The sequence below is a fragment of the Sphingomonas aerolata genome, assembly GCF_003046295.1.
GTDB lineage: Bacteria > Pseudomonadota > Alphaproteobacteria > Sphingomonadales > Sphingomonadaceae > Sphingomonas > Sphingomonas aerolata.
This window is the reverse complement of the sequence record NZ_PZZN01000001.1, coordinates 946050-971963: the sequence shown is the minus strand read 5'-3', so window position 1 is coordinate 971963 and position 25914 is coordinate 946050. Positions and strand designations below refer to the sequence as shown.

The following is a 25914-nucleotide window of genomic DNA, read 5'->3' as shown; positions in this document are numbered from 1 at the left end:
CCGGGCTTGCGCGAGTCGAGCGGGCGTTGCCGCTCGCCGCGCTGCGCCTTAAAACGGCAGCCACCTGCTTTTGTGGGTGATGTTCATGTACCCGACGTTCACGCCCGCGCGCCAGCCGACGCCGAGCCGGATCGGGATCAGGACGACGTTGCCGCGGCGGAGATAGGTCGCGGCGAATCCGCCGACGAGATAGAGCCGGCCCTCGACCGCGGGGAAGCGCTTGTAGAGCTCCTCGGTGTCGTAGAGGTTGTAGACCAGCACGAACACCTTGTTCGCGTCGCCGCCGACGTCGAAGCCGACCGACGGCCCGGTCCAGTAGACCGGCTTCTCGCCTTCGACCTTGTGGTTCATCAACCCCGAGCCATAACGCACGCCGAGGATGAACGCGCCCGACGCCTCGCGGCCGGCGATATAGGCATTGGGCTGGCCCTGGTCCTTCAGGATGTTCTCGAGGATGCCGCCGAGCCCGGCCGCGCCCTTGCCGAAGACGCCTTCGCCCGCGGCGAGCAGGTCGTCGCGCTCATAGGTGTCGGCGGCGCTCATCGTCGCCTCCGCGCGCGTCGTCGCACCGGGGCCAGCCGCGGGCGGGGGCGGCGCGGCGGGCTGGACCGGCTCGACCGGCGCGGGCTCCGGATAGCGCTGGTCGGGGACCTGCTGCCCCCGCGATGGGGTGGTGCTGGTCTGGGGCGCGAGATCCCCGTCGATCGCCTGGTTGGGATCGATCGTGCGGACCTGTGCGGGCGCGCTGCTCGCGATCGACGCTGCGAAGGCGCCGAGGCCAAGCCAGAAACTGCGCATGATGCTATCTTCCCCAATGCCGAGTGCGCGTGAGTTAACAAACCCCCGCCTGACCCCGCAATGAATGAAACGGCGGGAAGAGTCGAATTCGCGTCCGGTACCCGCGTAACGACGGTTGCCCCCGCCGCAGACCCTCGCTATAGCCCCGCATCTGCTGCAGCCGGAGACGTGGGTGAGTGGCTGAAACCAGCGGTTTGCTAAACCGCCGTACCGGGTTTACTGGTACCGAGGGTTCGAATCCCTCCGTCTCCGCCATTTTCGTCACCGCAGCGTATTGGTGATGTGCCTCCCATTGTAGCGTGCCGATGCGGGATAGCGGGCCGCTTGCGCGGTGGGCCAGGCGCGACTTTGACGTCCGGCGTCTTCGATCATCGCCGCGCTTCGATATCCCACTTAACGGATCGGCGTTGAATATCGGCTGTTGTCGTGTATGCGTGTGGCACCACTAAGAGGGTTGATCATGAAGAAGATTTTCGCTGTCGCCGTCGCTGCCGGCCTGTTCTCGCTCGCAGCTTGCAACACCAGCCCGCGCGAGCAGGCAGCCGACAACATCGAGTCGAACACCGAGGCGGTCGCTGACAACCTCGAGGACGCTGCCGACCTCACGGGCAACGAAGCAGCGGAAGAAAGCCTCGAGAACAAGGCTGACGCGGTGCGTGCGACCGGCCAGAACCAGGCTGAAGACATGCGCACCAACGACGCGGATACCAATCTGTCGAACGGTATCTGAGCCACAACGCTCAGGGGCGCGGGCCAAGCTGCCTGCGACCCCGAGCGACGTGCAGAGAAGGGCATCCGGGGCGACCCGGATGCCCTTTTTGCGTTCGGGGACTGTGAGCCGGGCGCCGCTGGCGTCGCCTATCGCACTGCGGGCCGGTCAGGCCGCATCGGCCCGCCGGGCGGCGCGGGCGTGTTCGCGCGTGAAATCGCCGACGCCGCGATCGGTGTGGCACAGCCGGTCCCAGTGCCGGAAATACAGGCCGTAATTGCAGCCATAGAGTTCGTGATGGCGCTGATGATGGCTTGCGGTGATCAGCCATCCACCCAAGGGGCCGCTCCACATGAAGCGCGGGAAGATCTCCCACCCCATGTGGTTGGTCACGCCCATCACCGTCATGATCGTCAGCACGACCCCCAGCCCGTAGATGTGGATCGGCACGAAGAAGACGAGCAGCGGAATGACGATCGCGCCGCTCAGCGCCTCGATCGGGTGGAACGCCATCGCCGCCCATGCCGTCGGCGGACGGCTGGCGTGATGGAGCGCGTGCGCGAGCTTGAACGGGGCGGGGCGATGCATCCAGCGATGCGTCCAGTAGAACCAGGCATCGTGGAGAAGCAGATAGGCGAACACCGAGACCGGGAGATACCAGAGCGGATAGGCGTGGACATCGGCATAGACCTCAGTCCAGCCGCGATGCTGCCAGCCCCAGGCGACGACGCCGGCGGGGATGCCGTAGAGCGCGGCGGAGGCGAGGCTCCAGATGATCTCGCGCCGGACCTGCGGATCGAGCCCAAGATACAGCCCCGGATGCTTGCGCGTCGTGATCCACGCGAACGCGCCCGACACGAGCAGATAGCGGACCCCGACGATGACGGTCATCGCAATGGCGGAGAGGATGATGGCAAGCGTCATGCGGGGTCCTCTACACCGCGGCGGTCGGCGGCGCGAACCGCAAGCGCACGCCGCCGTGCGGGCAGCCCCCACCACGGCGTGCCCGGCGAGAGATGATGTTCGTGATGATAGCCGCCGAAGTGGAAGCAGGTCATCAGCGACAGCGCGGGTCCGATGTCGAGGCTGTGCGCGCGGTGGGTATCTGCGAAGGGCAGGTCGCGCTCGCGGTGCGGCAGCCAGGTGCCGAAGACGAACAGCTGCGCGACCGCGCCGAGCGCGGGCAGCGCCCAGAAGATCACGATGTTGCCGAGCGGGGCGCCGAGCAGCAACGTATAGACCAGCGCCACCAATGTGATGCGGATGATCTGGCCGTGCGAATAATAGGTCTTGAAGAACTGCAGGAACCAGCGGGTCAGCCGCGGGTCGCCGCCATGGAAATCGGGATCGCCGGCGCGTCCGGTCTGCTTGTGGTGGAGATGATGCTGCGGGAGCAGCGACGCATAGGACAGGCAGGCATAGAGCGAGAGACAGGTCGCGCCGATCGCCCGGTTCAGCCTTGGATGCTCGGGCGCGAGCGCCCCATGCATCGAATCATGCGCGACGATGAACAGCCCGGTGGAGAGCCAGGTCTGGACGAGGACCATCAGGATCGCGATCGGCAGCGTCGCGAGGCTCCACTGCCAGAAGAAGATGCCGGTGATGTGGATGGCGAGCCACGCGACCATGATCGCGGCGGACAGCGACACGCCGATCCGCATCTGGCGCTTCATCGCGTCCGACGGGTGGGCGGCGGTGATGCTCACCCGCGCTGGTCTGCCGGACTGGTGTTCGGGGTCCGCGCGGGACGGGCCGAACGACGCTGCGCATCGGCATTGGCGCGCAACTGCGCCTTCAGCACCGCGGGCTTGCGCGCGAACAGGAAGCCGTGGCTGACGGTGCCGTCCTTGCCCTCGACCGCGTGATGCAGGCGATGCGCCTGGAGCAGCCGTTTGAAATAGCCCTGTTTGGGGACCCAGCGGAAGCCGCCGCGCTGATGCACGAGCATGTCATGGACGAAGGCGTAGATGCCGCCATAGACGGTGATGCCGAGCGCCGCCCACCACAGCGCCGGGTACCAGAGCCCGACGACGAACAGCACGATCGGGACGATCGCGAAGACGATCGCATAAAGGTCGTTCTTCTCGAACCAGCCCTCATGCTCCTCGTGATGCGACTTGTGCCAGCCCCAGCCCCAGCCGTGCATCACATAGCGGTGCGTCGCCCAGGCGAAGCACTCCATGAACAGGACCATGCCGACGACGATCGCCAGTTTCTCGACCCAGGTCACGACGCGCGATCGGGCAAATCGGCGCTGACCAGAAGCAGTGCATTCAACATGGCGTATATATAACCGTTCGGGGCGGACGATGCGAGGGCGCGCCGCCATAAAAGCACGCGCGGCACCGCGTCGGCGGCCGCGGGCCGGCGGTGGCATACACAGGTAAATCATATGGATGCGATCGATCGCGGCACCGCAGGGCGGGACGCTGCGTTCGACCCCGATGCCCGCTTCGAATTTCCGTGCCGACCACCGCGACACCCCGTCCTGGTTGCTGGTCGCAGCCATGATGCTCAGTTTCCTCGTCGCGCAGCAGGATGACCGGTTCACGGTCGATCCGCTGCGGGCGGTGCCGGCGATCCTGTCGCTGCTCGCGCTGGGCGGCGCGCTGGCGATCGGCCGGTATAGCGCGCGACCGCGGCTTGCCGCGGGGGCGAGGGCGTTTCTGCAGATGACGCTGTTCACGCTGTTCGGCGTGGTCCTCGCCTATGCGCTGGCCGCGAAGTCCGGCACCTTGTGGGATGCCCGGCTGGCGGCGGCGGATCGTGCGGTCGGCTTCGACTGGCCGGTCGTGCTCGCGTTGCTCGACCAATGTCCGCCGCTGATCTGGCTACTGGGCCTCGCCTATCACAGCCTGACGGTGCAGATGATCGTGGTCATCGTCGCGCTGAGCGGGATGGGGAAGTTCGACACGCTGCGGACGATGGTGTGCGCCGCGATCCTGTCGGGGTTCGTCACGATCCTCATCTCGGGTCTGACGCCCGCGATGGGAAACCTGTTCGACCCGGCGCGCTACGTGCATCTCTGGCCGTCGATCGCGTGGATGGAGCAGGGGTTGATCTCAGGGCTGCGCGACGGATCGCTGCGCGTGCTCGATCTCACCATGCTGATGGGGATCGTCAGCTTTCCCAGTTTCCATGCGACGCTCGCCGCGATCTTCATCTGGGCCTTCGGTGCGATGCCGCGGCTTGCCGGACCGGGCCGCGCTTGGGCGATCCTGACGATCGTCGCGACACCGGTGTTCGGCGGTCACTACGGGGTCGACGTGCTGATGGGGCTGCTACTCGCGCCGCCCGCGATCGTCGCGGCGCAGCGCCTCACGCAGCGCAGGCAGCCCTGTCCTCAGCCAGGTCCAGGCCTGCCGGCGTAACGATCGCGTCGTCGCGCAGCGCCGTCTCGACGCACGCGGCCGCGTCGGCGGCGCCCCCCGCCATCGCCATCTCCGCCGCGAGCAGGCCGGCCGCGCGGCGATAGCCCGGATCGGTCAGGACATGGCGCAGCGCGGGTTCGAGCCCGCCTCTGGCGGCGTCGGCGGCGGCCACGATGCGCGCCGCGCCGATCCGCTTCAGCCGCGCCGCGGTCGCCGGCTGTTCGAACGCCAGCGGCACGGTGACGATCGGCACGCCCGCCGCGAGCGCGTCGAGCACGGTGTTGAAGCCGCCGTGGAGGATGGCTGCCGAACAGTGCGGCAGGATACGCGTCTGCGACCAGAAGGCGCGGATCAGCGGGTCGCCGGGCAGCGAGGCCGCGTCGCCGTCGCTCAGGCCGCCACCATGCGCGACCACCGCGCGCGCGCCGACCGCAGCACAGGCGGCGGTCATCGCGGCGAACAGCGACCGGCGCGCGCCCTGGAGCGAGCCGAGCGAGCAATATATCAGCGGTCGGCCGTCGCTTTCGGGGATGTCGTCCACGGGTTCGTCGAGGCGCCACGGCGCGCCGTACCGGAAGCTGGGTGGCAGGGCGGTGCGCGGAAAGTCGAGCCCTGCCGGGCATTGCGCGATCTGCAGGCGGTCGGACCATTGCTGCTGCGGGTCGGGATCGAGCCCCCAAAGCTGCGCATAGGTCGTCACGATGCGGGTCACCGGGCGCATCAGCAGGTCGCTGACCGCATAGCCGCCATTGTTGCGATTCCGCCCGAGCGCATCGGCCCGGTAGGCCCAGCCGAGAAAGGGCGGGGGGATCATCGGCTCGCGGAGCAGCGGGAGCCCGGTGATCGCGGTCACGAACGGCAGGCCGAGATGCCGTGCCACCAGCGCCCCCGCCGGCTCGACCGAATCCGCCACGACCGCATCGACGCCGAGCCGCGTGAGGGTGGCCGGCAGCGCCGCGAGCAGGAGCTCGGTCATCGCCGCGGTGCTGCGGATCATGCGCGGCAGTCCGACCGGCCCCGATGGCTGGGCGAGCTTGCGATAATGTTCGGCCAGCAGGCCCTGGCGATCGGCGGGATGGTCGAGCGGCGCGAACGCGACGTCGCCGCGAGGCAGCATCGCCGCGACGTCGGCCATATGCACCAGCGTCACCCGGTGCCCCGCGGCGACGAGCGATGTGCCCAGCGCGACCAGAGGATTGAGGTGCCCGGCGGTCGGCGGCGCGATGATGGCGATATGCCGCCCTGCAACAGTCAATTCAGGAGCTTTCCGACGCCGTCTGGTAGGGCCGCCACTATCAGCATGGATGCGACGCGCGATAGTCGCAATACGGTGATCGAGTATAACTTGGTAACGATCTACCCCTGCGATCGATCTCGCCGCATGGTCGCGCCTGCCAAGACCCGCGCGGCTGCGCGGTGTCATCCCGGCTTCACGATGGACGCATAAGACGCCCCGAATCGCAAGCGGGGGGCGTGGTGAACAGGGACGCGGGGGTTTTCAGGGGCGTCGGCGAGCACCGGCCGGTGACGCCGGCGCTGGCGATGCAATGCCCGGACGCGGCGCTGTCACGCGCGCTGCGTGCGTTCGTGCACGGGCGGCTGGGGCATCACGCCGACGGCGACGACGTCGTGCAGGAAACCTATCTGCGGCTGTTCACCTATCAGGCGAGCGCGCGGGTCGAGGACGTCAAGGCACTCTGCTTCGCGATCGCGCGCAATCTGCTGCGCGATCATCACCGCGTCGCCCGGCGCGGTGCGCATGTCGAGCTGGACGAGGCGATGGTCTGTCCGCTGCCGGCGGCGGATCGGGTGGTGGCGTTCCGCCGCGCGGTCGCGCTGATGGCGGGCGCGCTCGAACGCATGCCGCCGCTGCGCCGCGAGATATTCCTGCGCCGACGGCTGGACGGGCTCACCACCGCGGCGATCGCCGATCGGCTCGACATGAGCACCGCCGCGGTCGAGAAACACGTCGTCCGGGCCTTTGCCGACCTTCGCACCGCGCTGGCGCGGCGGGGTTTCACGATGGAGGCGGGGGCGTGACCGCGGGCAGCAGCAGCAGCAGCAGCAGCAGCGGGGGCGGGGGCGCGGCCGTGACCGATGCCGCGCTGACCGATGCGCTGCGGACTGCCGCCCTGCACTGTGGCCGGCTGTCGGACGAGCAGGTCCGCGCGCTCAGGCGGCGGCGGTCCGTCGTCGTCGCGGCCACGACCGCGCCGGTCGTCGCCGTACTGCTCGCCCTCGGCCTCCGCATGGCCCCGCCGCCCGCCGCGGTGGCACCGTCGCCGCAGCTGTTCGCGACGCGGGCCGGCGAGCGCGCGACCGCGACGCTGGCGGACGGCACCACCGTCCGGCTGAACGGTGCGACGCGACTGCAGGTCGTCTACACGACCGCCGGGCGCAGTGCCCGGCTGCTGGCGGGCCAGGCGTTCTTCGACGTGCGCCACGATGCCGCGCGCCCCTTCGTCGTGCGTGCGGGGGCCAGCCGGACGCGCGTGTTCGGCACCGCGTTCGACCTGGATCTGACGCGGCGGCAGGTCGCGCTGGCGGTCTATCGCGGCGCGGTCGGGTTCGACCCGCTCGACCCCGCGTCAGCAGGCGCGCGGCGCGGCGTCGTGGTCCGCGCGGGCTATCGCAGCAGCATCCGCGGCGGCGTGACCGCGGTACCCGAGCGCTTCGATCCGGGGCTGCCCGACTGGCGTCAGGGCTGGATCGACACCGCGGGCATGCGGCTCGACGATCTGGTCGAGATCCTCGACCGGCAGGGCGGCGTCCGGATCGCGCGCCCTGCCGAGCCGCTCGCCTCGACGACGGTGTTCGGCCGTTTCCGGACCGATCATCCGCGCCAGCTCCTGGCGGCGATCGGCGGAGGGTTCGGGTTCGCGGTGGTCGAGCGGGACGGGGGGCTCGCGCTCGAAACCGCACGCTGAAATAAACACTGTCCGGATCCGTCGGGCTGCGCCGTCTTCCTCCCGAATGGCGCGTGGGGGCGCCATGACGGGGGATTATCATGACGCGGTTTTACGGAACGTCGGCACTCGCTCTGGCGGTATGCGTGCTTATGGCGCCAGCGGCGGCACACGCCCGGCCGGCGGGCACGCAGTCGGCGGGGGCACGCGCGTTCGCCATTCCCGCAGGCGACCTCGCGGCGGCGCTGTCGGCCTATTCGAGCGCGACGGGGATGCAGGTGATCGCGGCGCCCGCGCTGATCCAGGGACAGCGGACCAAGGGGGTGAGCGGGCGGCTGACCGCGCCGGCGGCCCTCGCCGTGCTGTTGCGCGGCACGGGCCTTCACCCGGTCGAGAGCAACGGCGTGCTGGTCCTGCGGCGCGCGCCGCCGCGCCCGGGCCTGCGCACCGTCAGCGCACCCGCGCCGGTAGCCACGCCGGCGGTTGCGGGGGCCGTCGCGGGGGGCGTGTCGGCGCTGGCAGCCGACCCGGTCGCGGTCGCCGACGACATCGTCGTCAACGGCTATCGCCGCAGCCTGCTCGCCGCGCAGGAGCTCAAGCGCCGCGCGGTCGGGACCGAGGACAATATCGTCGCGTCCGACATCGCCGCCTTTCCCGACCTCAATCTCGCCGAAGCGCTGCAACGCGTCCCCGGCGTCGCGATCACCCGCGACACCGGCGAAGGCCGCCAGATCGCGCTGCGCGGGCTCGGCCCCGATTTCACGCGCACCCAGCTGAACGGCATGGAGGTGCTCGGCAATACCGCGTCGGGGATGGACAATCGCGGCAACGTCAGCCGCAGCCGCGGCTTCGACTTCAGCCTGTTCGCGTCCGAGCTGTTCAACCGCGTCAGCGTGCAGAAGAGCTATGCCGCCAATCAGGACGAGGGCGGCATTGCCGGGACGGTCCAGCTCTTCACCGCCAAGCCGTTCGACTATGACGGCCAGAAGATCGTGCTGTCGGCCAAGGGCCAGACCAACGACCAGACCAGCGGCATCACCCCGCGGCTCGTCGGGCTGTTCTCGCAGCGCCAGGGCGATTTCGGCGCGCTCGTCTCGGTCGCCTATTCGAAGATCCGCAACAACGAATATGGCTATCGCAACTGGAACTGGGGCAAGGTCACCTACGGCGCGAACAATATCGGGCCCGAGATCGATGCGGCGACGCGCGCGCTGCTGCGCGGCGGCACGATCTTCGCACCGCAGGCGCAGTCGCCCTCGACCTGGTACACCGACCGCGAGCGGATCGGCGTCACCAGCGCGCTGCAATATCATCCGGGCGATCGGTTCAAGCTGGATGTCGACCTGCTCTACGGACACCTTGCCGACAAGCGTGACGACTGGGCGATCGCGGCGGGCGGCTATAACGCGCTGACCGGCAATGTCAGCGGGACGCAGGTCATCCGCTCCGCGACGATCCAGGGCAATTCGCTCGTCGCCGCCAGCTATACCGGGATCGACCAGCGGACCGAGCATCACCGGGTCGAGAACCAGACCGATTTCTATCAGGCGGTGGCCAATGCCGAATGGAAGGTCGGCGATCGCCTGACGCTGACCGCGCTCGCCGGCTATCAGAAGTCGGCGTTCGCGCAGCCGACGTTCGACAAGATCTTCCTGCAGGCGCGCAACACCGCGTTCAGTTTCGACATGCAGCCGACGATCCCGGTCAACACCTATGGCTTCGACCTGACCAAGCCGGCGAACTGGAACGTCCAGCGGCTGGTGACGCAGGAAAACACGATCGACAACGCCTATCGCAACGGCCAGCTCCAGGCGGTCTATACGGTGTCGCCGATCCTGAAGCTCGAGCTCGGCGGCGAGTATAAGCGCTTCACCAACAGCGGGTACCAGTATCTCACCAACATCTTCTACGGGACGCAGGCGACCAGCGACCGCGCGGTACCCGACGCGCTGAAATACGTGATCAACCGCGACAGCCTGATTCCCTATATCGGCGGCGACGTCGCAGGCATCTACGCGCTGCTCGGCAACAACCGGAACCTGACCGCGGCGAACCTGACCGCGGGCAGCGACTTCCGTATCCGCGAGACGAGCTGGGCGGGCTTCACGCAGCTCGATCTGGATACCGAACTCGGCTCGATGCGGCTGCGCGGCAATGCGGGCGTGCGCTATTATCATACCGCGCTGGTCTCCAGCGGGTCGCTCGCCACCGCGACCAACGGCGTCACGGTGCTCCAGCCCGTGACGGTCAAGACCAGCAACGACGACTGGCTGCCCGCGCTCAACATCGCGCTCGACCTCACGCCCAAGCTGATCGCGCGCGCGTCGGCGAGCCGCAACGTCAACCGTCCCGGCCTGCCGCAGCTTGCCGCCGCGGGCACGCTGACGGTCGCGCCGTTCGGCGGTACGGTGTCGGTCGGCAACCCCAACCTCCAGCCGTTCCGCTCGACATCCGTGGAAGGCGGGCTCGAATATTATATGGATCGCAACGGCTTCGCATCGGTCGGCGTGTTCTGGAAGGATCTGGCGAGCTTCATCACCTCGGAGACGTCGCAGGTGCCCTACAGCGCCACCGGCTTCCCGGTCTCGCTGCTGCTGCCGGGGCAGGACGGCACCACGCCGTACAACTATACGCGGCCCGTCAATGGCGACGGCGCCAGCATCCGCGGGGTCGAGGCCGCGGTCCAGCACGACTTCACCTTCCTGCCCGCGCCGTTCGACCATTTCGGCGTGGTCGCCAACGGCACCTGGATCGATGGCGACCAGAAGGCGATCTACAATGGCGTCGCCCAGACCATCCCGCTGTTCAACCTGTCGAAATGGGCCGCCAACGCGACGCTGTATTTCGAGACCGAGCGGTTCGGCGCGCGCGTGTCGACCGCCTATCGCAGCCGCTACATCACCGGCGCGGGCAGCAACGCCAATGTCGGCGACGGCATCCGGCCGACCAACAACGTCGATTTCCAGATCCGCTACAGCCCGGTCGAGAATCTGCGCTTCGTGATCGAGGGCATCAACGTCACCAACCGGCCGATCGAGCAGTTCGCCGATCTCAGCGCCGACCGGACGCTCGTCTACACGCGCAGCGGCCGCATCTTCACCTTCGGCGTGACCACCAGCTTCTGACCTTCGCGTCCGCGGCGATCCCCGCCGCGGACGCGGGCGTACGGCGTATCTCCACACAGCTGCCACGGGAGTTTGCATGAAAAGCCAAGCTACATTGTTGTCCGCCGTCGGCCTGGCCGCCGACAACCTGTTCCACATTCGCGCATCGGTGACGCCGCGATAACCCGATTGCGCCGTGTCAGGCGCGGACGAGGTGGATGTTCGGGTGGTCGGCGATGATGGTCAGGATGGTGTCGAAATATGTCTCGCCGCGGCCCTGTTCGAGCGCGTCGAGCTGGGCGGTGATGCGTGCGGCGTCGAAGGCCGTGTTCTGGAGCTTGGCGCGGAGATGGGCTCTGGTGGCGTCGATGCCGAGCGCGGCGCGGCTCGTCTCGATATCCTGCCAGACGAGGACGACCGGCGCCTTGCCCGCCAGCGCGCCGTAGCTGCCGTAGAACAGGTCGTCGAGCGCATCGAGGCTGGGGCCGAGCGACCAGTCCTCGCCCGCCATGAAGACGCGGTTGATCTCGTCGTAGAAGCTCGCAATGTCGCGGATCGCATGGCCGGCGATGGTGAGGGTTGTGGCCTTGGGGTCGTCGATCATCCGCGCGCTGGTCCGTCTGCTAGCTGGCGCCGGCTTCGATCCGGCAGTGCGACACATCGGGGACAGCGCCCGCGGCGTGCGCGAGTTCCGTGCGCGCGGCGTCGATGTCGCGGCGGAAGTCGGGGGCGGTGTGCAACGTGGCGTTGAGAAGCGGCTTTACCTGGCGGATCCTTCGAGGTCGCCGCATTGCTTGGCGATGCGGACGGGATTGCAGCGCGCGACATGGCCGTCGGGGAGCGCGACGCGGTAGCCGCCGGCGAAGCGCGGATCGGGCCAGAGATAGTCGGTCGAGACATAATGCGCGCCGCCCGCGAGCGCGGTGTCGCGCGGCACGCCGTCATTGGCGCGGGCCTCGCGTGTGTTGGCGTCGGCGCGGGTGCGGACGAGGAAGCCCGCGCGCACGTCGCGGCGGATGCGTTCGGCGTCGCGGACCGGGTCGTTGAGCGTCAGATAGGCGGCGGCGGGCGACGCCTCGTCGGTGTTGATGAAGAACACCCGGCCTTCGAGCGAGCGGCGCGTGCCGCGATAGACCGCGACCTTGGCGGGCGGCTCGTCGAGCGCGAACAGGAATTTGCCGCGTGACGCCTCGAGCAGCGGCCAGTTGCCGGCGAGGACGGCGTCACGGAGCGTCGGATAGCGCCCCTGCACGTCGTCGGGCACGATCAGCTTGCCCGGCGCGAGCACCGACCGGATCTCCGCATCGAGCGCGTCATAGGCGGCCGCGTCGAACGGCAGCGCGTCGATGCCGCCGCGCGCGGCGTTCTGTTCGTCCTTGGCGTTGAACATCAGCAGGATCGGGACGTGGCGCGGATGGCGGGCCGACCAGTCGCGGACAATTGTCAGGCATTCGGTGAGCAGGACGCAGCTCGATGCATTGTCGATGCCGGGGATGTGCAGCACCTTGAAGCCCGGCCGCTGCAGCTTCGGATCCGACGATCCGCGCGCATAATGCCCGCCCTGCGGATCATAGTTCACGTCGATCTCGAGCTGGCGCGCGCCCGTGTCGAGCTGGTCGACGAGGCTGCGATGCGCATAGTCGAGCGCGTCGGCCATCGCGGGTTCGGCCGCGCGCACCTTCGCCATCGTCGCGGCGGGCATCGGCTGCTTGTAGCTGTTGTGCGTGCCGATGACGGCGATGTCGTTGATCCGCAGCGGCGCGGCATCCTTCGCGGTCGCGGTGCCTGCGAACAGGGCGAGGGGGAGAACCGCCGCGGTCGCCCGCAGCATCGTCGAGATACGCATGATTGTCCTGCCCTGTTGGCGCCCGGCCGGCGTCGTCCGCGGGCTATGGCCGCGCCAGATGACGCGCAGAGGACCGTTCTGTTACGCGACCGTCTTAATTGGGCGCGCGGCGGCCCGCGCGATGGGGCCGCAGATTGTGTATCGCGGTCTCTAAGCCATTAACTAATTGGACAATATCGGGTGATACTCGCTGTCCCCTCAGGTGGGGGACAGCGTGTTTAGACCTTGGATATGGATGTGCGGCGTGGCCGCGCTGGGCAGCGCGACGCCGTTGTCCGCGGAACTGAACGTGCCGATCGCGGCGCGGGTCGTGTCGTTCCTTCAGCCCGGTCCGGCGGGGACGGTCGCCGCGGCGATCGTGTTCGAGCCGGGCAATGCGGCATCGGAGGCCGAGGCGGCGGCGATCGAGCGGGCGATCGGATCGGGGCTGGCCGCCGGACGCAGTGCGATCCGCGCGCGCCGCGTGCCGGTCGGCGCGATCGGGTCGCTGGCCGGATTCCGGCTCGCCTTCGTCACGACGGGATTGCGCCCGGAGCATGCCGGCATCGCCGCCGCGGCCGCCAGATCGTCGGTCCTGACGATCTCGTCGGACCCCGCCTGCGTGCAGACCGCGCGATGCGTGGTCGGCATCACCTCGGGTCCCAAGACCCAGATCATCGTCAATCGCGCCGCGGCGCGGGCTGCCAATATCAGATTCGGGTCGGCATTCCTGATGCTGATCAAGGAAATTTAACGATGACCGTTTCGACTTTCGCCACCGGATTGCGCGCCATGCTGACGGCCGGTGCAGTGCTGTGCCCGGCCGTCGCAGGTGCGCAGGCCGTCGATTACCAGGCGTTGCAGGAGACGATCGGCGAGCCGGTGACGACCAGCGTCACGGGCAAGCCACAGCGCGCGTCCGAACTGCCCGCCTCCGCGATCATCATCACGCGCGAGGATATCGCCCGGTCGCCCGCCCGCGACGTGCCCGGGCTGCTGAAGACGCATGCCGGCATCGACGTGAACCGCTGGACCGCGGGGCAGAGCGACGTGTCGGTGCGCGGCGGCGTGCAGACCTATAATGCGCGGCTGCTCGTGCTGGTCGACGGACGCCAGGTCTATCTCGATCACTACGGGATGACCGACTGGAATCTCCTGGGCGTCCAGCTCGAGGAGATCCAGCAGATCGAGCTGGTGCGCGGGCCGGCGAACGCGCTGTTCGGGTTCAACGCCGCCAGCGGCGTCGTCAACATCATCACCCGGCGCGTCGGCCAGACGCCGACCGTCACCGCGACCGCCGAGCTCGGCAATCACGACATCAGCCGGCTCGCCGGGTCGGTGACGCTGCCCGTCACCCCGGCGATCGGCATCCGCCTGGCCGGGGTCCGCGCGCGCGAGGACGAACGCCGCATCCCGGCGACGCTGCTGCGCCCGGCGATGGTCAGCGACGTCGCGAGCGACCAGGTGTCGGGCGACATCACCGGTTCGTTCGACGGACTGGAGACGGTGCTGGGCGGCGGCCATTCGACCAATCGGCAGGCCGAGTATCTGCCGAGCCAGCTGCTGTCGAACCAGCGCTATCGCAGCGACAACGTCCATGCCTCGGCCACGCGCGACACGGGCTGGGGCGGTGTGACGCTGGGCGGCTATGTCAACTGGCTCGATGTGCAATATGGCGTCGGCGCTACGGCGGATGCGACCGAGCCGCTGGGGTTCAAGAACCGGATCATCGTCACCCAGGCGTCGACGCTGGTCCGGCTGGGCAAGACCGATACGCTGCGGCTCGGCGGCGAATATCGCAACAACCGGCTGCGCTCGGCCTATCAGTTCGCCGAGCGGATCTCCTATGACGTCGGATCGGCCAATGCGATGCTCGACCTGCATCCGGACGAGGCGATTTCGATCACCGCGGCGGCGCGGATCGACCGGCTCTGGCTGCACCAGGCGGGCGCGATCGCGCAGCCGAGCTATGACGTGGCGAGCGATTTCGACCGCGCCTTCACGCGGTTCAGCTTCAACGTCGCGCTGCTCGTCCAGACCGATGCGCGCGGCCAGCTGCGGATCAATGGCGGTCGCGGCTACCAGCTGCCGTCGCTGGTGAATTACGGGATCCGCCTGCCGATCATCACCCCGGCACCGGTGCCGATCTTCGTGGCAGGGTCGCCGCGGATCGATCCGGTCGGCGTGTGGAGCGGCGAGGTCGGCTATGCGCGGACGATCGGCGGCACGCAGATCGAGGCGAACGCGTTCGTGACGAAGACGGACAATGCGATCGCGTCGCCGGGCGACGGCCTGCAGACCGAGCTGTTCCTGACCCCGCTGCCCTCGCTCGTCGCGCGGTTCACGGCGATCGGCGACTATACCACCTATGGCACCGAGGTGTCGGCGTCGGGCGCGGTCGGTGCGCTCACATGGCGCGCCAATTACACCTGGACGCACACCGACGAGCAGCTGGCGTCGCTGACGCTGCCGATCCCCTATGCGCTGTCGCCCAAGTCGACGACGCCGGTCCACAAGGCCAATCTGGCGCTCGGCTATGACATCGGGCGACTGTCGCTGTCGGGGGTCGCGCGCTACACCTCGTCGACGCGGCAATTCGCCTTCTCGTCGACGCCGCAGCTGCTGCTCTACCGGGTCGACGACGCGGTGGCGCTCGATGCGCGGGTGGGGCTGCGGCTGACCTCCGCGCTCGAAGTCTATGTGGCGGGCGAGAATCTGGCGCTGGCGGACGGCGCCGCGGTATCGCCGATCCCGGCGGATCGTCGCGTGCGCGCAGGGGTGCGACTTGCGCTTTAACGCGTTCTTCCGGCTGTCGGACCGGCTCGACCGCAGGCTGGCGCTCGCCGACCGGCCGATCGCGGTCAAGGTCGCGGCGACGCCGGTCATCATGCTGGTGCTGTTCGTGGTGATGGCGCTGGCCAGCACCGCGGCGCTGCTGATCACCGGGCGCAGCGTCGACGACATCGTCAACCGCGACATGCGCGATATCAAGCAGCTGAACGCGATCACGCAGCGGTTCGATATCGCCAACGCGAACGTCTATCACCTGCTGGTGACGAAGGCGGCGACGCCGACGATCGCGGTCGACGGGCAGGTGGCGGCGATCCACCGCGATCTGGCCCGGGTCCGTACGGCGCTGGTCGGCTACCGGCGCAGCCATGCCGGGCAGCGCGCCCAGCTGGGCCCGGTGCTCGCCGATCTCGACCGATATACCGCGACCGTCGACGTGCTGACGTCAATGCTCGAGGTCGACTTTGCCAGCACCGCGGCGATGGTCGACCCGTTCCGCGCCAATGCGCAGCAGATCGATACGCGGATCCGGCGCGTGACCGCCGCGGGGATCGGCCGCGCCGGGCAGGCGGCATCGGGGGCGCTGCTGGTCACGCATGTCACGATCGCGATCCTGCTGCTCGTCCTGCTCGTCGGCACGGGCGGCAGCCTGGTGATGGCCTATGTGATCGGGCGATCGATCATCGGCTCGATCACCGACATTGCCGCGGCGACGGATGCGGTGATGCACGAGGCCGCGATCGATCTGTCGACGCTCAAGCGGCATGACGAGCTGGGGCTGGTCGTCACCGCGCTGACGACGTTCCAGACGCAGCGCGAGGATGCGAAACGCCTCGCAGATCAGGCCGAGCTGCTGCGCCGCCATGCCGAGGAGGAAAAGGCGCGCCAGGCCAGCGCGATCGCCGAGGTCGAGGCGCAGGCGCGGCGCGAGCGCGAGGTCACGCTGGCCGCGCTGGCCGAGGCGTTCGAACGCCAGGTCGGCGGCATCATCCGCGAGGCGCAGGAGGCGATGGCGCTGCTCGAGGCGAATGCGATCAGCCTGCACGAGACGATCGAGGGCAATCGCCGGCTGGCCCAGGAGCTCGACGCGATCGCGCAGCTGTTCGCGACCGAGATGCTCGAGGCGGGCAAGGAGACGCATCTGCTGGCGCACACCTTCGAGGAGATCGACCGGGAGGTGGCGGGGACCAGCCTGGCCGCAAGATCGATCAGCGACCATGCGCGCAGTGCCAACGATACCGTCGCGCTGTCGCAGGAACAGGCCAGCAGCATCGAGCAGATCGTCGACGTGATCAGCGCGATCACCAAGCAGACCAACCTGCTCGCGCTCAACGCGACGATCGAGGCGGCGCGCGCGGGGCCTGCGGGCGCGGGCTTTTCGGTGGTGGCGGCCGAGATCAAGTCGCTGGCGACGCGGACGGGCGCGAGCGCGGGCGATGTGCGCTCGAAGATCGAGGCGGTGCAGGACCAAATCCGGTCGGTGGTGGCGAGCACGGGCAGTCTGGGGGCGCTGATCAACGGCATGGACGACGGCGCGGGCCGGGTGGCGGCGATGTCGCGTGCGCAGGCGCAGGCGATCGAACAGCTCAACGGGCGGATCGAGGCGGTCGAGGACCGCAGCCAGATGCTCACCGAGGCGAGCCAGCAGATCGCATCGTCGGTCGATCGCAACCTCGCTTCGGTCGACGAGGTCCAGCGGACCGGCGCGATGCTCAAGCGGACGCTGCAGTCACTGGCCGACGACGCGCATGCCTTTACCCGCCATTTCCTCGGCGATGATTCGGGGTCCGAGCGACAGCAACGGCAGGTGGCGTGATCTTGCCGGACTGACGCGCCGCGAGACCTGGGCTGCGCTCAGCCGCGCTGGCGGAGTTGCGCGTGACGTTCGGCCCTGGCGAGCAGCGCGTGGAGATCGTCGCGGGCGATGTCGAAGCTTTCGTGCATGTCCTCGAGCGCGGCGTCGATGTCGTCGGGGTGAAATCCCGCCGCGCGCCGGTCGGCCGCGATCGCCGCGGGGGGCAGCGCGCTGTGATGCGGATAGGGGTGCCGCGTCACGCGGTAGAAGAGGACGGCGACCAGCACGAGCACGACCGAATTGAGCGCGACGGGGACGAGCGCAAAGGCATAGCCCGCCGCATGGATGCCGGGCCCGCCGATCACTGCGGTCAGCGCCGCCGCGCCGCCGGGCGGGTGCAGGCAGCGAAGCAGCGACATCGCCAGGATCGCAGCCCCGACCGCCACACCCGCGGCCAGCGTGGCGTCGGGAATGAGTTGAAACGCGGCGACGCCGATCGCCGCCGATACCGTGTTGCCGCCAATCACCGGCCAGGGCTGTGCCAGCGGGCTCGACCGGACCGCAAAGACGAGCACCGCCGACGCCCCCAGCGGCGCGACGATCTGGGGAACGTCGCTGGCGGGGAGCAGCGCGACGCAGACGAGCATCGTCAGCGCGATGCCGATACAGGCGCCGACGCCCCCGAGCAGACGGTCGGCGGGAAAGGCCTTCGCCCAGAAGGCTTTGGCGTGGGGCAGGGGCATGAGCGATCGTCCGTGTGGCTGAGCGTGCCGCCCCTACGCTGCGCCCGTGCATTTCGCTATGTCGCGCGTCACCGGGATCGCTAGAGGACGGTGACGATGGATGATGGGCAGTCATGATGCTGGGGGATGTGACCAGGCGGCGTATCGGCTGCGAGGCGGAGCCGCTGGTGATCATCGACGGCTTTGCCGAGGATCCGGACGGATTGCGCAAGGCCGCAGCGGACGCGGTGTTCGGATCCGCGGGCGAGCATTATCCCGGTCTCCGCGCGGCGCTGCCCGAACGGTATCTGGCCGACCAGCTTCCGCGGATCGCCCGCGCGCTGGGCCGCGATTTCGGGCCGTGCCGCCGCATCCATGTCGTCGATGCGCAATTCTCGATCGTCACGGTGACGCCCGACGCGCTCGAGATCCGGCAACGGCTGCCGCATGTCGATGCCTATGCGCGCGACCGGATCGCGCTGATCCATTATCTGTCGCCGACGAACCGCGACGGGACCGCCTTCTTCCGCCATCGCGGCACCGGGTTCGAGACGGTCGACGAGACGCGCGCGCCAGACTTCTTCGAACGGCTCGGCCGCGAGGTCGCGGCGATGCCGCCGCACGGCTATATCGCCGACGATACCGCGCTGTTCGAGCGGACCGCGCTGGTCGACGCCGCCTATAACCGGGCGCTGCTGTACCGCAGCTATGTGCTGCACAGCGGCGCGATCGCGCGCAATGCGGTGTTGTCGGCGGATCCGGCGGCGGGGCGGCTGACGATCACCGCGTTCCTCGCGATCGAATGAGGCTATGGCCGGCCCGCCCAGCGGATCGCGTTGACGAGCACGCGCCGATAGGTCGGGTCGTCATAGGCCTCTGGTAAATGGCCGAGCGCCGAATAGACCACCCGGCCCTTGGTGCGCGGGTTGGTCCAGATGACGGGGTGCGTCCCCATCGCGAGCTTGGCGCCCGGACGGTAGCTCGCCTCGTCGAGCGTCGCGAGCACGGTCATGCCGCGGGCGGCCGGATTGGCGTTGAACGAATACCATTCGTCGACCGCGGTCCAGGGCAGGCGCACCCCCGCCATGACCGGATGGTCGGGGCGATCGACGACGAGCCGCGCGCGTTGGAACTGATCCTCGCCGCCCGGATGGCCGATGAACTTCGTGCCGATCACCGTGTCGCTGTACCAGGCGTCGGTGTGGCTGTCGTCGCCCGCGGCATGCAGCGCCACGACGCCGCCACCGCGCGCGACGAAGCGGGCGAAGGCCGCGCGCTGGTCTGGCGTCAGGAAGGCGCCGCTGGCGCTGTTGAGCACGACGACGGAGAAGTGGCGTAGCTGGTCGTCGTTGAAGACCGCCGCATTCTCGGTCGCGTAGCTCGTGCGACCCAGCCCCTGCACGATGTCGGCAAGCACGCGGTTCGAACGCGGGATATGTTCGATATGCCGCCAGCCATTGGTCTTCGACACGATCAGCACCGCGTGATCGAGCCCCTTGGGCAGCACGGGGGCGACGGTGTCGGTCGTGGCCTTCGGCAAATGCGGATCGGGCGCGGCCTGCGCCGTGGTGAGCAGGGCGGCCAGCGCCAACATCTTGAGCATCGTGCAATCTCCCGCCCGGTCCTAGCGCGCGGGACCACCGGAGTTCAACTGGTAGCGATAACGCGCTATGCTAAGCCATAAATATGATGGGGGAGTTGAGGGCGAATGTCTGGAAGATCCAAGCGCGCGCTGGTCGCGCTGATGCTGGTGTCCGCGCCTGCGACCGCGCAGACGTCACAGGACCGGGCGCGGGCGATTGCGGGCGAGCCCGCCGCGGCGCCGCAGCAGCTCAGGTTGACCGACATCCCCGTGCCGACGGGCAAGTCGACCACGCTGTTCGACGGGCGCAGCCTCACGGGCTGGACCGCGTGGCTCGGCTATCCCGACCCGTCGATCACCTATCAGGCAAAGCCGGGTACGCCGCCGATCGGCACGAGCCGGGACACCAAGGGCGACTTCGCGGTGCGCAGCGTCGACGGGGCGCCGGCGATCTGGGTGAAGGGCGAGACCTGGGGCAGCCTGGTCCACCAGGCAGACCTTCGTGACTATCACCTGCGGCTGCAGTTCAAATGGGGCGCCAGGACCTGGGCACCGCGCGCGACGCAGCCGCGCAACAACGGCCTGCTCTATCATACGCATGGCGCGCCGGGCGAGGTGTTCGGGACGTGGCGGCCGTCGGTCGAGTTCGAGATCATGACCGGATCGACCGGGATGATCGTCGCGGTCGGCAGCAAGCTGCGCGGCCGTACCGGGGTGACGTTCGACCCGTCGCTGGTCGAACCGCATCTCCGCTTCCGTGCCGGGGGGCGCGAGATCGACATCGTCAACGGCACGCCGACCTGGAATGTCGAGGCGGCGACCGATGCCGAACGGCCGGTCGGCGCGTGGAACACGCTCGACCTCTATGTCGTCGGCGACCGCGCGGTGCATGTCGTCAACGGCGTACCGGTCGGCGAAGTGCATGATCTGGCGACGATCGGCCCCGATGGCCGACGGCCGCTGACGCATGGCCGGATCCAGCTGCAATCCGAAGGCGCCGAGACCTGGTTCCGCGCGATCACGGTCGAACCGATCACGACCCTGCCGAAGATCGTCGTGGGGCAGTAGGGGGCGGGGCAGTAGGGGGCGGGACAGTAGAAGGCGGGGCGTCCGCGGCTGCGGGCTGGTCGCGCCAGATCCAGCGCAGCATGTCGGGCAGGATCGCGCCGCCGTCCGCGTCCGAATGGCCACCGCGCGTCCACGCCGTCCTGACGTCGTAGCGCGGGCCCGGGCGGTGCTCTGCATCAGCCTGCGCATTGGCCCATGCGAGGCTTTTCGCCATCTGCTGGTTGGCGAGAAACCAGTTGCCATGTTCGTTGTCGAGATCGGCGGCCCCGTCCTGCAGGACGATGCGCAAGGGGCGGATCGGGCTCTTGCGGATGAGCCCGGGATAGAGGTCGCCGCCGAGCGTGCGCGGTGCGCCGTCCGGGCCGAGCGTGAGGCCGATCGACGTATAGCTGCCGATGAAGCTGATCACGTTGCCGAACGCTTCCGGATGCCGCCACGCGATCGTCCAGGAAGCGATCGCGCCGCTCGACGTGCCGCCGATCGCGCGGCGCTTCGGATCGTCGGCGAACCGCCAGCGTGCCGCGACCGCGGGGAGCAGTTCGTTCAGCGTCATCCAGCCATAATCGTCGGACAGCGCGTCATATTCCTCCACCCGGTGATCCGGGTTGGCCATGCCGAGCGTATCGGGATAGTGCGCCGCGCGGTGACCGGGGGTCACGAAGATGCCGAGCGTCGGCGGAATCGCGTGCTGCAGGATCAGCGTGTCGAGGACCGCGGGCACCCTGAGCGACCCTGCCGGATTCGTCGCGCGCTGCCCGTCCTGGAACAGCAGCAGATTGGGCGGGCGGCGTGGATCATAGCCTGACGGGACATAGACCCAGTAGCGCCGGACCGTACCGGGAAAGCGCTGCGACCGGAGTTCGAACGGGCCGGCCAGCGTACCCCGGAGTGCCGGCGCGGGGGCCGGTGGGGGTGTGGTCCGCGCTGGGGTCTGCGCAGCTGTTGCCGACACGGTCAACGCGGCGCCCAGCAGGGCCGCCGCCGTCAGGATCTCGCGCATCTCCGCCCCCCGCATAGTGTCGGGTCAGCCTAGCACAGCGCGGGCACGGTGCGAATCGATGCGGCGGGTCGGGATTATCTCCCGGCGCGGGGAGATTGTCGGCATCCGGATCGTTCAATCCCCGTCCGATCGGCCCGTGCGTCCGATGTCACACGGGGGAGACGAGACGATGCGTATGACGGTGCTCGGCGACGCAAGGGGCTAGGCGAGGATGAGCCGGCCCGGGATCAGGCGCATCGTCGTCATCGCCGTCGTGCTGCTGGGTCTGTGCGGGATCGCGTTCGCCGCAATCGCATACCGGCCCGCCATCGCCCGCGTGACGCGCCCCGATCCCCGGCAGTTCGATCCCGCGCTGGTCGCGCGCGGCGCCAATCTGGCGCGACTGGGCAATTGCGTCAGCTGCCATCAGGCGGCGGGCGGGCGTCCCTATGTGGGCGGCTATCCGATCAAGACGCCGTTCGGGACGATCTACGGCAGCAACATCACGCCCGACTCCGCGACCGGGATCGGATCATGGTCGCCCGCCGCGTTTCGCCGGGCGATGCGCGAGGGCGTCGGGCGCGACGGCAGCCATCTCTATCCGGCCTTTCCCTATACGCATTATGCAGGTGTGGCGGACGGCGATGTGGACGCTCTCTATGCGTTCCTGATGACCCGGCCGGCGGTGCGCGCGGTGCCGCCCGCGAACCGGATGATTCCGCCGCTCGGCTTCCGGCCGCTGCTGGCGGGCTGGAAACTGCTGTTCTTCGATCCGCAGCCGGTCGTCGCCGATCCGCGCCAGTCGGCCGCGTGGAACCGGGGGCGCTATATCGGCGAGACGCTGGCGCATTGTACCGCCTGTCACAGTCCGCGCGGCCTGTTGCAGCAGGAGAAGCGCGGCGACCGGGCCTATGATGGTGGCTGGTCGGGCGGCTGGTATGCGCCGCCGATCAACGCACGCTCGCCCGCGGTCCGTGCCTGGACGGTGGAGCGGCTCGACGCCTATTTCCGCACCGGGCTCAGCACCGCGCACGCAGCGGCCGCGGGGCCGATGGGGCCGGTCACCTATAATCTCGCGCGCGCCGAGCCGGCCGATGTCCGCGCGATGGCGACCTATTATGCGTGGCAGATGCGCGCTGCGCCTGCCGCGCGGGCCGAGCCGCGGCTGCCCGATCGTCGCGCGCTCGCGGGCCAGCGGCATCCCGAGGGCGCGCGGCTGTATGACGGCGCGTGCGCGGTCTGCCACGAGCCGGGAGCGGCGATGATGGTCGCCGGTCGTCCCGCGCTGCCGCTCGGCACGCCGCTGCACGAGGCGAACCCGCGTGATACGATCCAGGTGATCCTCAAAGGGCTGAAACCGCCGGTCGCGCCGCGCGGGCCGTATATGCCCGCCTTTGCCGATGCGCTGGACGACCGGCAGGTGGCGGAGATCGTCGCCTATCTGCAGGCCCGGCACGGGACGGGGCCGGCTTGGCCGGACCTCGAGACAGACGTCGCTGCGGCGCGCAAGGAGGGTGAATGATCGACCTGACCGTCAACGGGGCGACCGCGCGCGTCGATGTCGATCCCGCCACCCCGCTGCTCTATGTCCTGCGCGACGATTTGCGGCTGCATGCGGCCAAGTTCGGGTGCGGGCTGGGGCAATGCGGGGCGTGCACCGTGCTGGTCGACGACCGGCCGGTCTTTGCCTGCCTGCTGCCCGTCGGTGCGGTCGGTGCGCGCACGGTCACGACGGTCGAGGGGCTGGGCAGCGCCGCGGCGCCGGGCGACGTCCAGCGCGCGTTCCTGCACGAGCAGGCGGCGCAGTGCGGCTATTGCATCCCCGGGATGATCGCGCGTGCCGAGGGCCTGTTGCGTAAGACCGTCACGCCGACCGAAACCGAGTTGCGCAGCGCGATGGCGCCGTCGCTCTGCCGGTGCGGGACGCATATGCGGATCCTGCGCGCGGTACGGCGCGCGGCGGTGATGCGTGGCGGCGGGGTGGTCGAGCCTGCGGAGCCGGTGACGTGAGCGGACAGGCGTCGCGGCGCGACATACTCGGCGGGCTGCTGGTCGCCTTCGCGCTCGCGCCGACGGCCGCGCTCGCACAGACCGGCGGCGGCGAGGGCAGCGGCGGACCGCCGACGGTCGCGCCCGATTTGCCGGGGACGCTCGCCAAATTCCCTGATCTCGACGCGTGGATCCGCATCGGTGCCGATGGCCGGGTCACGGTGTTCACGGGCAAGGTCGAACTGGGGACCGGCGTGAAGACCGCGATGGCGCAGCTGGCCGCGGACGAGCTCGATGTCGCGATCGGGCGGGTCGATTTGATCACCGCGGATACCGCGCTGACCCCGAACGAGGGCGTGACCGCGGGCAGCCAGACGCTCGAGCAGAGCGGGACCGCGATCGCCAATGCCGCCGCCTGTGTCCGGCTGCTGCTCGCCGAGACCGCGGCGGCGCGCTGGGGGGTGGCGGCGACGACGCTGTTCACGCGCGACGGCGTCGTGCTCGACGGGCAGGGACGGCGTGCGAGTTATGCCGAGCTTGCCGCGTCGACGTCGCTGGCGGTGCGCGCGCGCGCCGACGTGCCGCGCAAGCCCGTGGCGGCGCGGCGGCTGATCGGACGACCGGTGCCGCGCGTCGACCTCCCCGCCAAGCTGACCGGCCTGCCAAGCTATGTGCAGGACATGCGGCTGCCGGACATGGTGCATGCGCGCGTCCTGCGCGGGCCGTCCTCGGGGACGCGGCTGACCCCCGATCTTGCCGCGCTGCGACGGCAGCCGGGCGTCGCGCGGGTCGTTGAGGTCGGGCGGTTCGCGGCGATCGTCGGTCCACGCGAATGGCCGCTCGAACAGGCACTGCGCGTCGCCAATCAGGGCGCATGGACGCGCGACGCGGGCGTGCCCGCGCTGCCGCCGATGCCCGCGGGACTGCTGGAGATGCGGCGCGAGAGCAGTGTGATCGACACGCGTCGCGACGCGTCCGCGGCGCCGGGCGTGCGGCGGCTGTCGGCGCGGTACGACCGGCCCTATCTGATGCACGGTGCGATCGGGCCGTCCTGCGCGGTGGCGCTGATGGCCGAGGGGCAATTGACGGTGTGGACGCACAGCCAAGGCGTCGAGCCGCTGCGCACCGCGATCGCCGAGCTGGTCGCGATGCCCGCCGACCGCGTCCGCTGCGTCCACCGCGAGGGGGCGGGCTGTTACGGGCATAATGGGGCGGACGACGTCGCGGGCGATGCCGCGCTGATCGCATGTGCGATGCCCGGCGTTCCGGTCCGGCTGCAATGGAGCCGCGAGCAGGAGCATGGCTGGGAACCGCTCGGGCCGGCGATGCTCGCGCAGATCGACGCGACGCTGGATGCGTCGGGGCGGATCGTCGACTGGCGGCATCAGGTGTGGAGCAACACGCACAGCACGCGGCCCGTCGCGGCGGGCGACCTTCTCGCGGGCGTGGAGGTGGTGCCGCCGTTCGCGCCGACGCCGCCCAAGCCGATCCCGCAGCCCAATGGCGGCGGCGATCGCAACGCCATCCCGCTCTATCGCTTCGCCAATCAGAGCATCGTCAGCCATTTCCTGCCCGACATGCCGGTCCGTGTCTCGGCACTGCGCGGGCTGGGCGCGCATCTGAACATCTTCGCGCTCGAAAGCGCGATGGACGAGCTGGCGGCGGCGGCGGGGCGCGACCCGGTCGCGTTCCGGCTCGCGCATCTCGACGATCCGCGCGCTGCAGACGTGATCCGGCGCGCGGCGGCGCGGTTCGGGTGGAGCCGCTACCGGCCCCGGCCCAATCGCGGGCGGGGCATCGCCTTTGCGCGCTACAAGAATCACGGCGCCTATTGCGCGGTCGCGCTCGATGTCGAGCGGATCCCCGACGAGGGGCGGCTGGTCGTCCACCGCGCGGTCGTCGCGGTCGACAGCGGCGAGGCGGTCAATCCCGACGGCATCCGCAACCAGGTCGAGGGCGGGGTGCTCCAGTCGCTGAGCTGGACCGCATATGAGTCCGCGGGCCACGACGGTGCGCGCCGGACCGATTATGACTGGAGCGGCTATCCGATCCTGCGGTTCGCAGACGTGCCGCACAGCGTCGTCGTCGAGGTCATCGACCGTCCGGGTACGCCCTTTCTCGGCACGGGCGAGTGTGCGCAGGGGCCCACCGCCGCCGCGCTCGCCAATGCGCTGGCGGCGGCGACGGGGGTCAGGATCAGGAGCATGCCGCTGGCGGGGGGGCTGGCCGCGCACTCCTGATCACCGGCGGTCGTGGGACGACCGCCGTATCGGTCG

General features: G+C 69.4%; 23 protein-coding genes and 1 tRNA gene. 14 read left to right on the top strand and 10 right to left on the bottom strand.

Annotated features, from left to right (window positions below; all coding sequences use genetic code 11):
* Positions 1-48 precede the first annotated feature (48 nt).
* Complete coding sequence (locus C8J24_RS04410; RefSeq protein ID WP_107930574.1) at positions 49-798, bottom strand: DUF1134 domain-containing protein; 750 nt, start codon at positions 796-798, stop codon at positions 49-51.
* A gap of 162 nt (positions 799-960) precedes the next feature.
* Here C8J24_RS04410 and C8J24_RS04405 point away from each other — a divergent pair.
* Positions 961-1053, top strand: a tRNA-Ser gene (locus tag C8J24_RS04405).
* A 205-nt stretch (positions 1054-1258) separates the two neighbouring features.
* Positions 1259-1528, top strand: a complete 270-nt coding sequence (locus C8J24_RS04400) for a hypothetical protein (RefSeq protein WP_031393429.1) — start codon at positions 1259-1261, stop codon at positions 1526-1528.
* A gap of 147 nt (positions 1529-1675) precedes the next feature.
* Here C8J24_RS04400 and C8J24_RS04395 read toward each other — a convergent pair whose 3' ends face one another.
* Genes C8J24_RS04395 through C8J24_RS04385 form a run of 3 tightly spaced genes read right to left on the bottom strand, consistent with a single transcriptional unit; the run spans position 1676 to position 3737 of the window.
* A complete protein-coding gene (locus C8J24_RS04395; RefSeq protein ID WP_107930572.1) occupies positions 1676-2431 on the bottom strand; it encodes a sterol desaturase family protein in 756 nt (251 codons plus the stop codon).
* The gene (locus tag C8J24_RS04390) at positions 2428-3213 is read right to left on the bottom strand and encodes a fatty acid desaturase (RefSeq protein WP_244180406.1); all 786 of its coding nucleotides are present in this window, start codon (positions 3211-3213) and stop codon (positions 2428-2430) included. The genes C8J24_RS04395 and C8J24_RS04390 overlap by 4 nt, the downstream gene beginning before the upstream one ends.
* A complete protein-coding gene (locus tag C8J24_RS04385) occupies positions 3210-3737 on the bottom strand; it encodes a sterol desaturase family protein (protein WP_208620909.1) in 528 nt (175 codons plus the stop codon). The genes C8J24_RS04390 and C8J24_RS04385 overlap by 4 nt, the downstream gene beginning before the upstream one ends.
* A 166-nt stretch (positions 3738-3903) precedes the next feature.
* Here C8J24_RS04385 and C8J24_RS04380 point away from each other — a divergent pair, with 166 nt between their 5' ends.
* Positions 3904-4878 (top strand): phosphatase PAP2 family protein, encoded by a 975-nt coding sequence (locus tag C8J24_RS04380; protein ID WP_107930570.1) that lies wholly within the window; start codon positions 3904-3906, stop codon positions 4876-4878.
* Here C8J24_RS04380 and C8J24_RS04375 read toward each other — a convergent pair.
* Positions 4826-6133: a glycosyltransferase gene (locus C8J24_RS04375; protein ID WP_244180404.1), complete on the bottom strand. Its 1308-nt coding sequence runs from the start codon at positions 6131-6133 to the stop codon at positions 4826-4828. The genes C8J24_RS04380 and C8J24_RS04375 overlap by 53 nt on opposite strands.
* A gap of 218 nt (positions 6134-6351) precedes the next feature.
* Here C8J24_RS04375 and C8J24_RS04370 point away from each other — a divergent pair, with 218 nt between their 5' ends.
* The 3 genes from C8J24_RS04370 (at position 6352) to C8J24_RS04360 (ending at position 10909) form a co-directional block, all read left to right on the top strand.
* The gene (locus C8J24_RS04370) at positions 6352-6918 is read left to right on the top strand and encodes an RNA polymerase sigma factor (protein ID WP_167396699.1); all 567 of its coding nucleotides are present in this window, start codon (positions 6352-6354) and stop codon (positions 6916-6918) included.
* A complete protein-coding gene (locus C8J24_RS04365) occupies positions 6915-7805 on the top strand; it encodes a FecR family protein (RefSeq protein WP_107930563.1) in 891 nt (296 codons plus the stop codon). Before C8J24_RS04370 ends, C8J24_RS04365 begins: the two co-directional genes overlap by 4 nt.
* Positions 7806-7885: 80 nt before the next feature.
* The gene (locus C8J24_RS04360) at positions 7886-10909 is read left to right on the top strand and encodes a TonB-dependent receptor (protein WP_107930561.1); all 3024 of its coding nucleotides are present in this window, start codon (positions 7886-7888) and stop codon (positions 10907-10909) included.
* Between the two features lie 178 nt (positions 10910-11087).
* On the opposite strand, the gene C8J24_RS04355 is transcribed toward C8J24_RS04360, so the two are convergent.
* The gene (locus C8J24_RS04355; protein ID WP_107930559.1) at positions 11088-11492 is read right to left on the bottom strand and encodes a barstar family protein; all 405 of its coding nucleotides are present in this window, start codon (positions 11490-11492) and stop codon (positions 11088-11090) included.
* A 156-nt stretch (positions 11493-11648) separates the two neighbouring features.
* The gene (locus C8J24_RS04350) at positions 11649-12734 is read right to left on the bottom strand and encodes a Ca2+-dependent phosphoinositide-specific phospholipase C (RefSeq protein WP_244180403.1); all 1086 of its coding nucleotides are present in this window, start codon (positions 12732-12734) and stop codon (positions 11649-11651) included.
* Positions 12735-12978: 244 nt separating this feature from the next.
* On the opposite strand from C8J24_RS04350, the gene C8J24_RS04345 reads away from it, so the two are divergent.
* The 3 genes from C8J24_RS04345 to C8J24_RS04335 are packed head-to-tail and all read left to right on the top strand — an operon-like array spanning position 12979 to position 17319.
* On the top strand, positions 12979-13467 hold the full coding sequence (locus C8J24_RS04345; protein WP_167396698.1) for a YfiR/HmsC family protein: 489 nt from the start codon (positions 12979-12981) through the stop codon (positions 13465-13467).
* Between the two features lie 2 nt (positions 13468-13469).
* The gene (locus tag C8J24_RS04340) at positions 13470-15509 is read left to right on the top strand and encodes a TonB-dependent receptor plug domain-containing protein (RefSeq protein WP_167396697.1); all 2040 of its coding nucleotides are present in this window, start codon (positions 13470-13472) and stop codon (positions 15507-15509) included.
* Positions 15499-17319, top strand: a complete 1821-nt coding sequence (locus C8J24_RS04335) for a methyl-accepting chemotaxis protein (protein ID WP_167396696.1) — start codon at positions 15499-15501, stop codon at positions 17317-17319. Before C8J24_RS04340 ends, C8J24_RS04335 begins: the two co-directional genes overlap by 11 nt.
* Before the next feature lie 38 nt (positions 17320-17357).
* Here the strand turns inward: C8J24_RS04335 and C8J24_RS04330 are convergent, their stop codons facing one another.
* Complete coding sequence (locus C8J24_RS04330) at positions 17358-18041, bottom strand: HPP family protein (protein ID WP_107930550.1); 684 nt, start codon at positions 18039-18041, stop codon at positions 17358-17360.
* Positions 18042-18154: 113 nt separating this feature from the next.
* On the opposite strand from C8J24_RS04330, the gene C8J24_RS04325 reads away from it, so the two are divergent.
* Positions 18155-18826 carry a DUF6445 family protein gene (locus C8J24_RS04325; protein WP_107930547.1) on the top strand — a complete coding sequence of 224 codons (672 nt, stop codon included), beginning with the start codon at positions 18155-18157 and terminating at the stop codon, positions 18824-18826.
* A gap of 2 nt (positions 18827-18828) precedes the next feature.
* On the opposite strand, the gene C8J24_RS04320 is transcribed toward C8J24_RS04325, so the two are convergent.
* Positions 18829-19623, bottom strand: a complete 795-nt coding sequence (locus C8J24_RS04320; protein ID WP_107930545.1) for a ThuA domain-containing protein — start codon at positions 19621-19623, stop codon at positions 18829-18831.
* Between the two features lie 105 nt (positions 19624-19728).
* Between C8J24_RS04320 and C8J24_RS04315 the strand changes: the two genes are divergently transcribed.
* Positions 19729-20670, top strand: a complete 942-nt coding sequence (locus tag C8J24_RS04315) for a 3-keto-disaccharide hydrolase (RefSeq protein ID WP_107930543.1) — start codon at positions 19729-19731, stop codon at positions 20668-20670.
* On the opposite strand, the gene C8J24_RS04310 is transcribed toward C8J24_RS04315, so the two are convergent.
* Positions 20636-21670 carry an alpha/beta hydrolase gene (locus C8J24_RS04310; RefSeq protein ID WP_107930541.1) on the bottom strand — a complete coding sequence of 345 codons (1035 nt, stop codon included), beginning with the start codon at positions 21668-21670 and terminating at the stop codon, positions 20636-20638. The genes C8J24_RS04315 and C8J24_RS04310 overlap by 35 nt on opposite strands.
* A 211-nt stretch (positions 21671-21881) precedes the next feature.
* Between C8J24_RS04310 and C8J24_RS04305 the strand changes: the two genes are divergently transcribed.
* From C8J24_RS04305 to C8J24_RS04295, 3 genes are read left to right on the top strand one after another with little or no spacing between them, the layout of a single operon-like run.
* A complete protein-coding gene (locus C8J24_RS04305; RefSeq protein ID WP_244180401.1) occupies positions 21882-23171 on the top strand; it encodes a cytochrome c in 1290 nt (429 codons plus the stop codon).
* The gene (locus tag C8J24_RS04300) at positions 23168-23659 is read left to right on the top strand and encodes a (2Fe-2S)-binding protein (RefSeq protein ID WP_037532907.1); all 492 of its coding nucleotides are present in this window, start codon (positions 23168-23170) and stop codon (positions 23657-23659) included. Before C8J24_RS04305 ends, C8J24_RS04300 begins: the two co-directional genes overlap by 4 nt.
* Entirely contained in the window at positions 23656-25878 is a 2223-nt protein-coding gene (locus C8J24_RS04295) for a molybdopterin cofactor-binding domain-containing protein (protein WP_107930539.1), read from the top strand. The genes C8J24_RS04300 and C8J24_RS04295 overlap by 4 nt, the downstream gene beginning before the upstream one ends.
* Positions 25879-25914 lie beyond the last annotated feature (36 nt).

Coding starts and splice junctions, on each gene's coding strand:
- C8J24_RS04410 (WP_107930574.1), bottom strand. CDS start 798: ATGCGCAGTTTCTGGCTTGGCCTCGGCGCCTTCGCAGCGTCGATCGCG.
- C8J24_RS04400 (WP_031393429.1), top strand. CDS start 1,259: ATGAAGAAGATTTTCGCTGTCGCCGTCGCTGCCGGCCTGTTCTCGCTC.
- C8J24_RS04395 (WP_107930572.1), bottom strand. CDS start 2,431: ATGACGCTTGCCATCATCCTCTCCGCCATTGCGATGACCGTCATCGTC.
- C8J24_RS04380 (WP_107930570.1), top strand. CDS start 3,904: ATGCGATCGATCGCGGCACCGCAGGGCGGGACGCTGCGTTCGACCCCG.
- C8J24_RS04360 (WP_107930561.1), top strand. CDS start 7,886: ATGACGCGGTTTTACGGAACGTCGGCACTCGCTCTGGCGGTATGCGTG.
- C8J24_RS04355 (WP_107930559.1), bottom strand. CDS start 11,492: ATGATCGACGACCCCAAGGCCACAACCCTCACCATCGCCGGCCATGCG.
- C8J24_RS04350 (WP_244180403.1), bottom strand. CDS start 12,734: ATGCGTATCTCGACGATGCTGCGGGCGACCGCGGCGGTTCTCCCCCTC.
- C8J24_RS04340 (WP_167396697.1), top strand. CDS start 13,470: ATGACCGTTTCGACTTTCGCCACCGGATTGCGCGCCATGCTGACGGCC.
- C8J24_RS04330 (WP_107930550.1), bottom strand. CDS start 18,041: ATGCCCCTGCCCCACGCCAAAGCCTTCTGGGCGAAGGCCTTTCCCGCC.
- C8J24_RS04325 (WP_107930547.1), top strand. CDS start 18,155: ATGATGCTGGGGGATGTGACCAGGCGGCGTATCGGCTGCGAGGCGGAG.
- C8J24_RS04320 (WP_107930545.1), bottom strand. CDS start 19,623: ATGCTCAAGATGTTGGCGCTGGCCGCCCTGCTCACCACGGCGCAGGCC.
- C8J24_RS04315 (WP_107930543.1), top strand. CDS start 19,729: ATGTCTGGAAGATCCAAGCGCGCGCTGGTCGCGCTGATGCTGGTGTCC.
- C8J24_RS04310 (WP_107930541.1), bottom strand. CDS start 21,670: ATGCGCGAGATCCTGACGGCGGCGGCCCTGCTGGGCGCCGCGTTGACC.
- C8J24_RS04305 (WP_244180401.1), top strand. CDS start 21,882: ATGAGCCGGCCCGGGATCAGGCGCATCGTCGTCATCGCCGTCGTGCTG.
- C8J24_RS04300 (WP_037532907.1), top strand. CDS start 23,168: ATGATCGACCTGACCGTCAACGGGGCGACCGCGCGCGTCGATGTCGAT.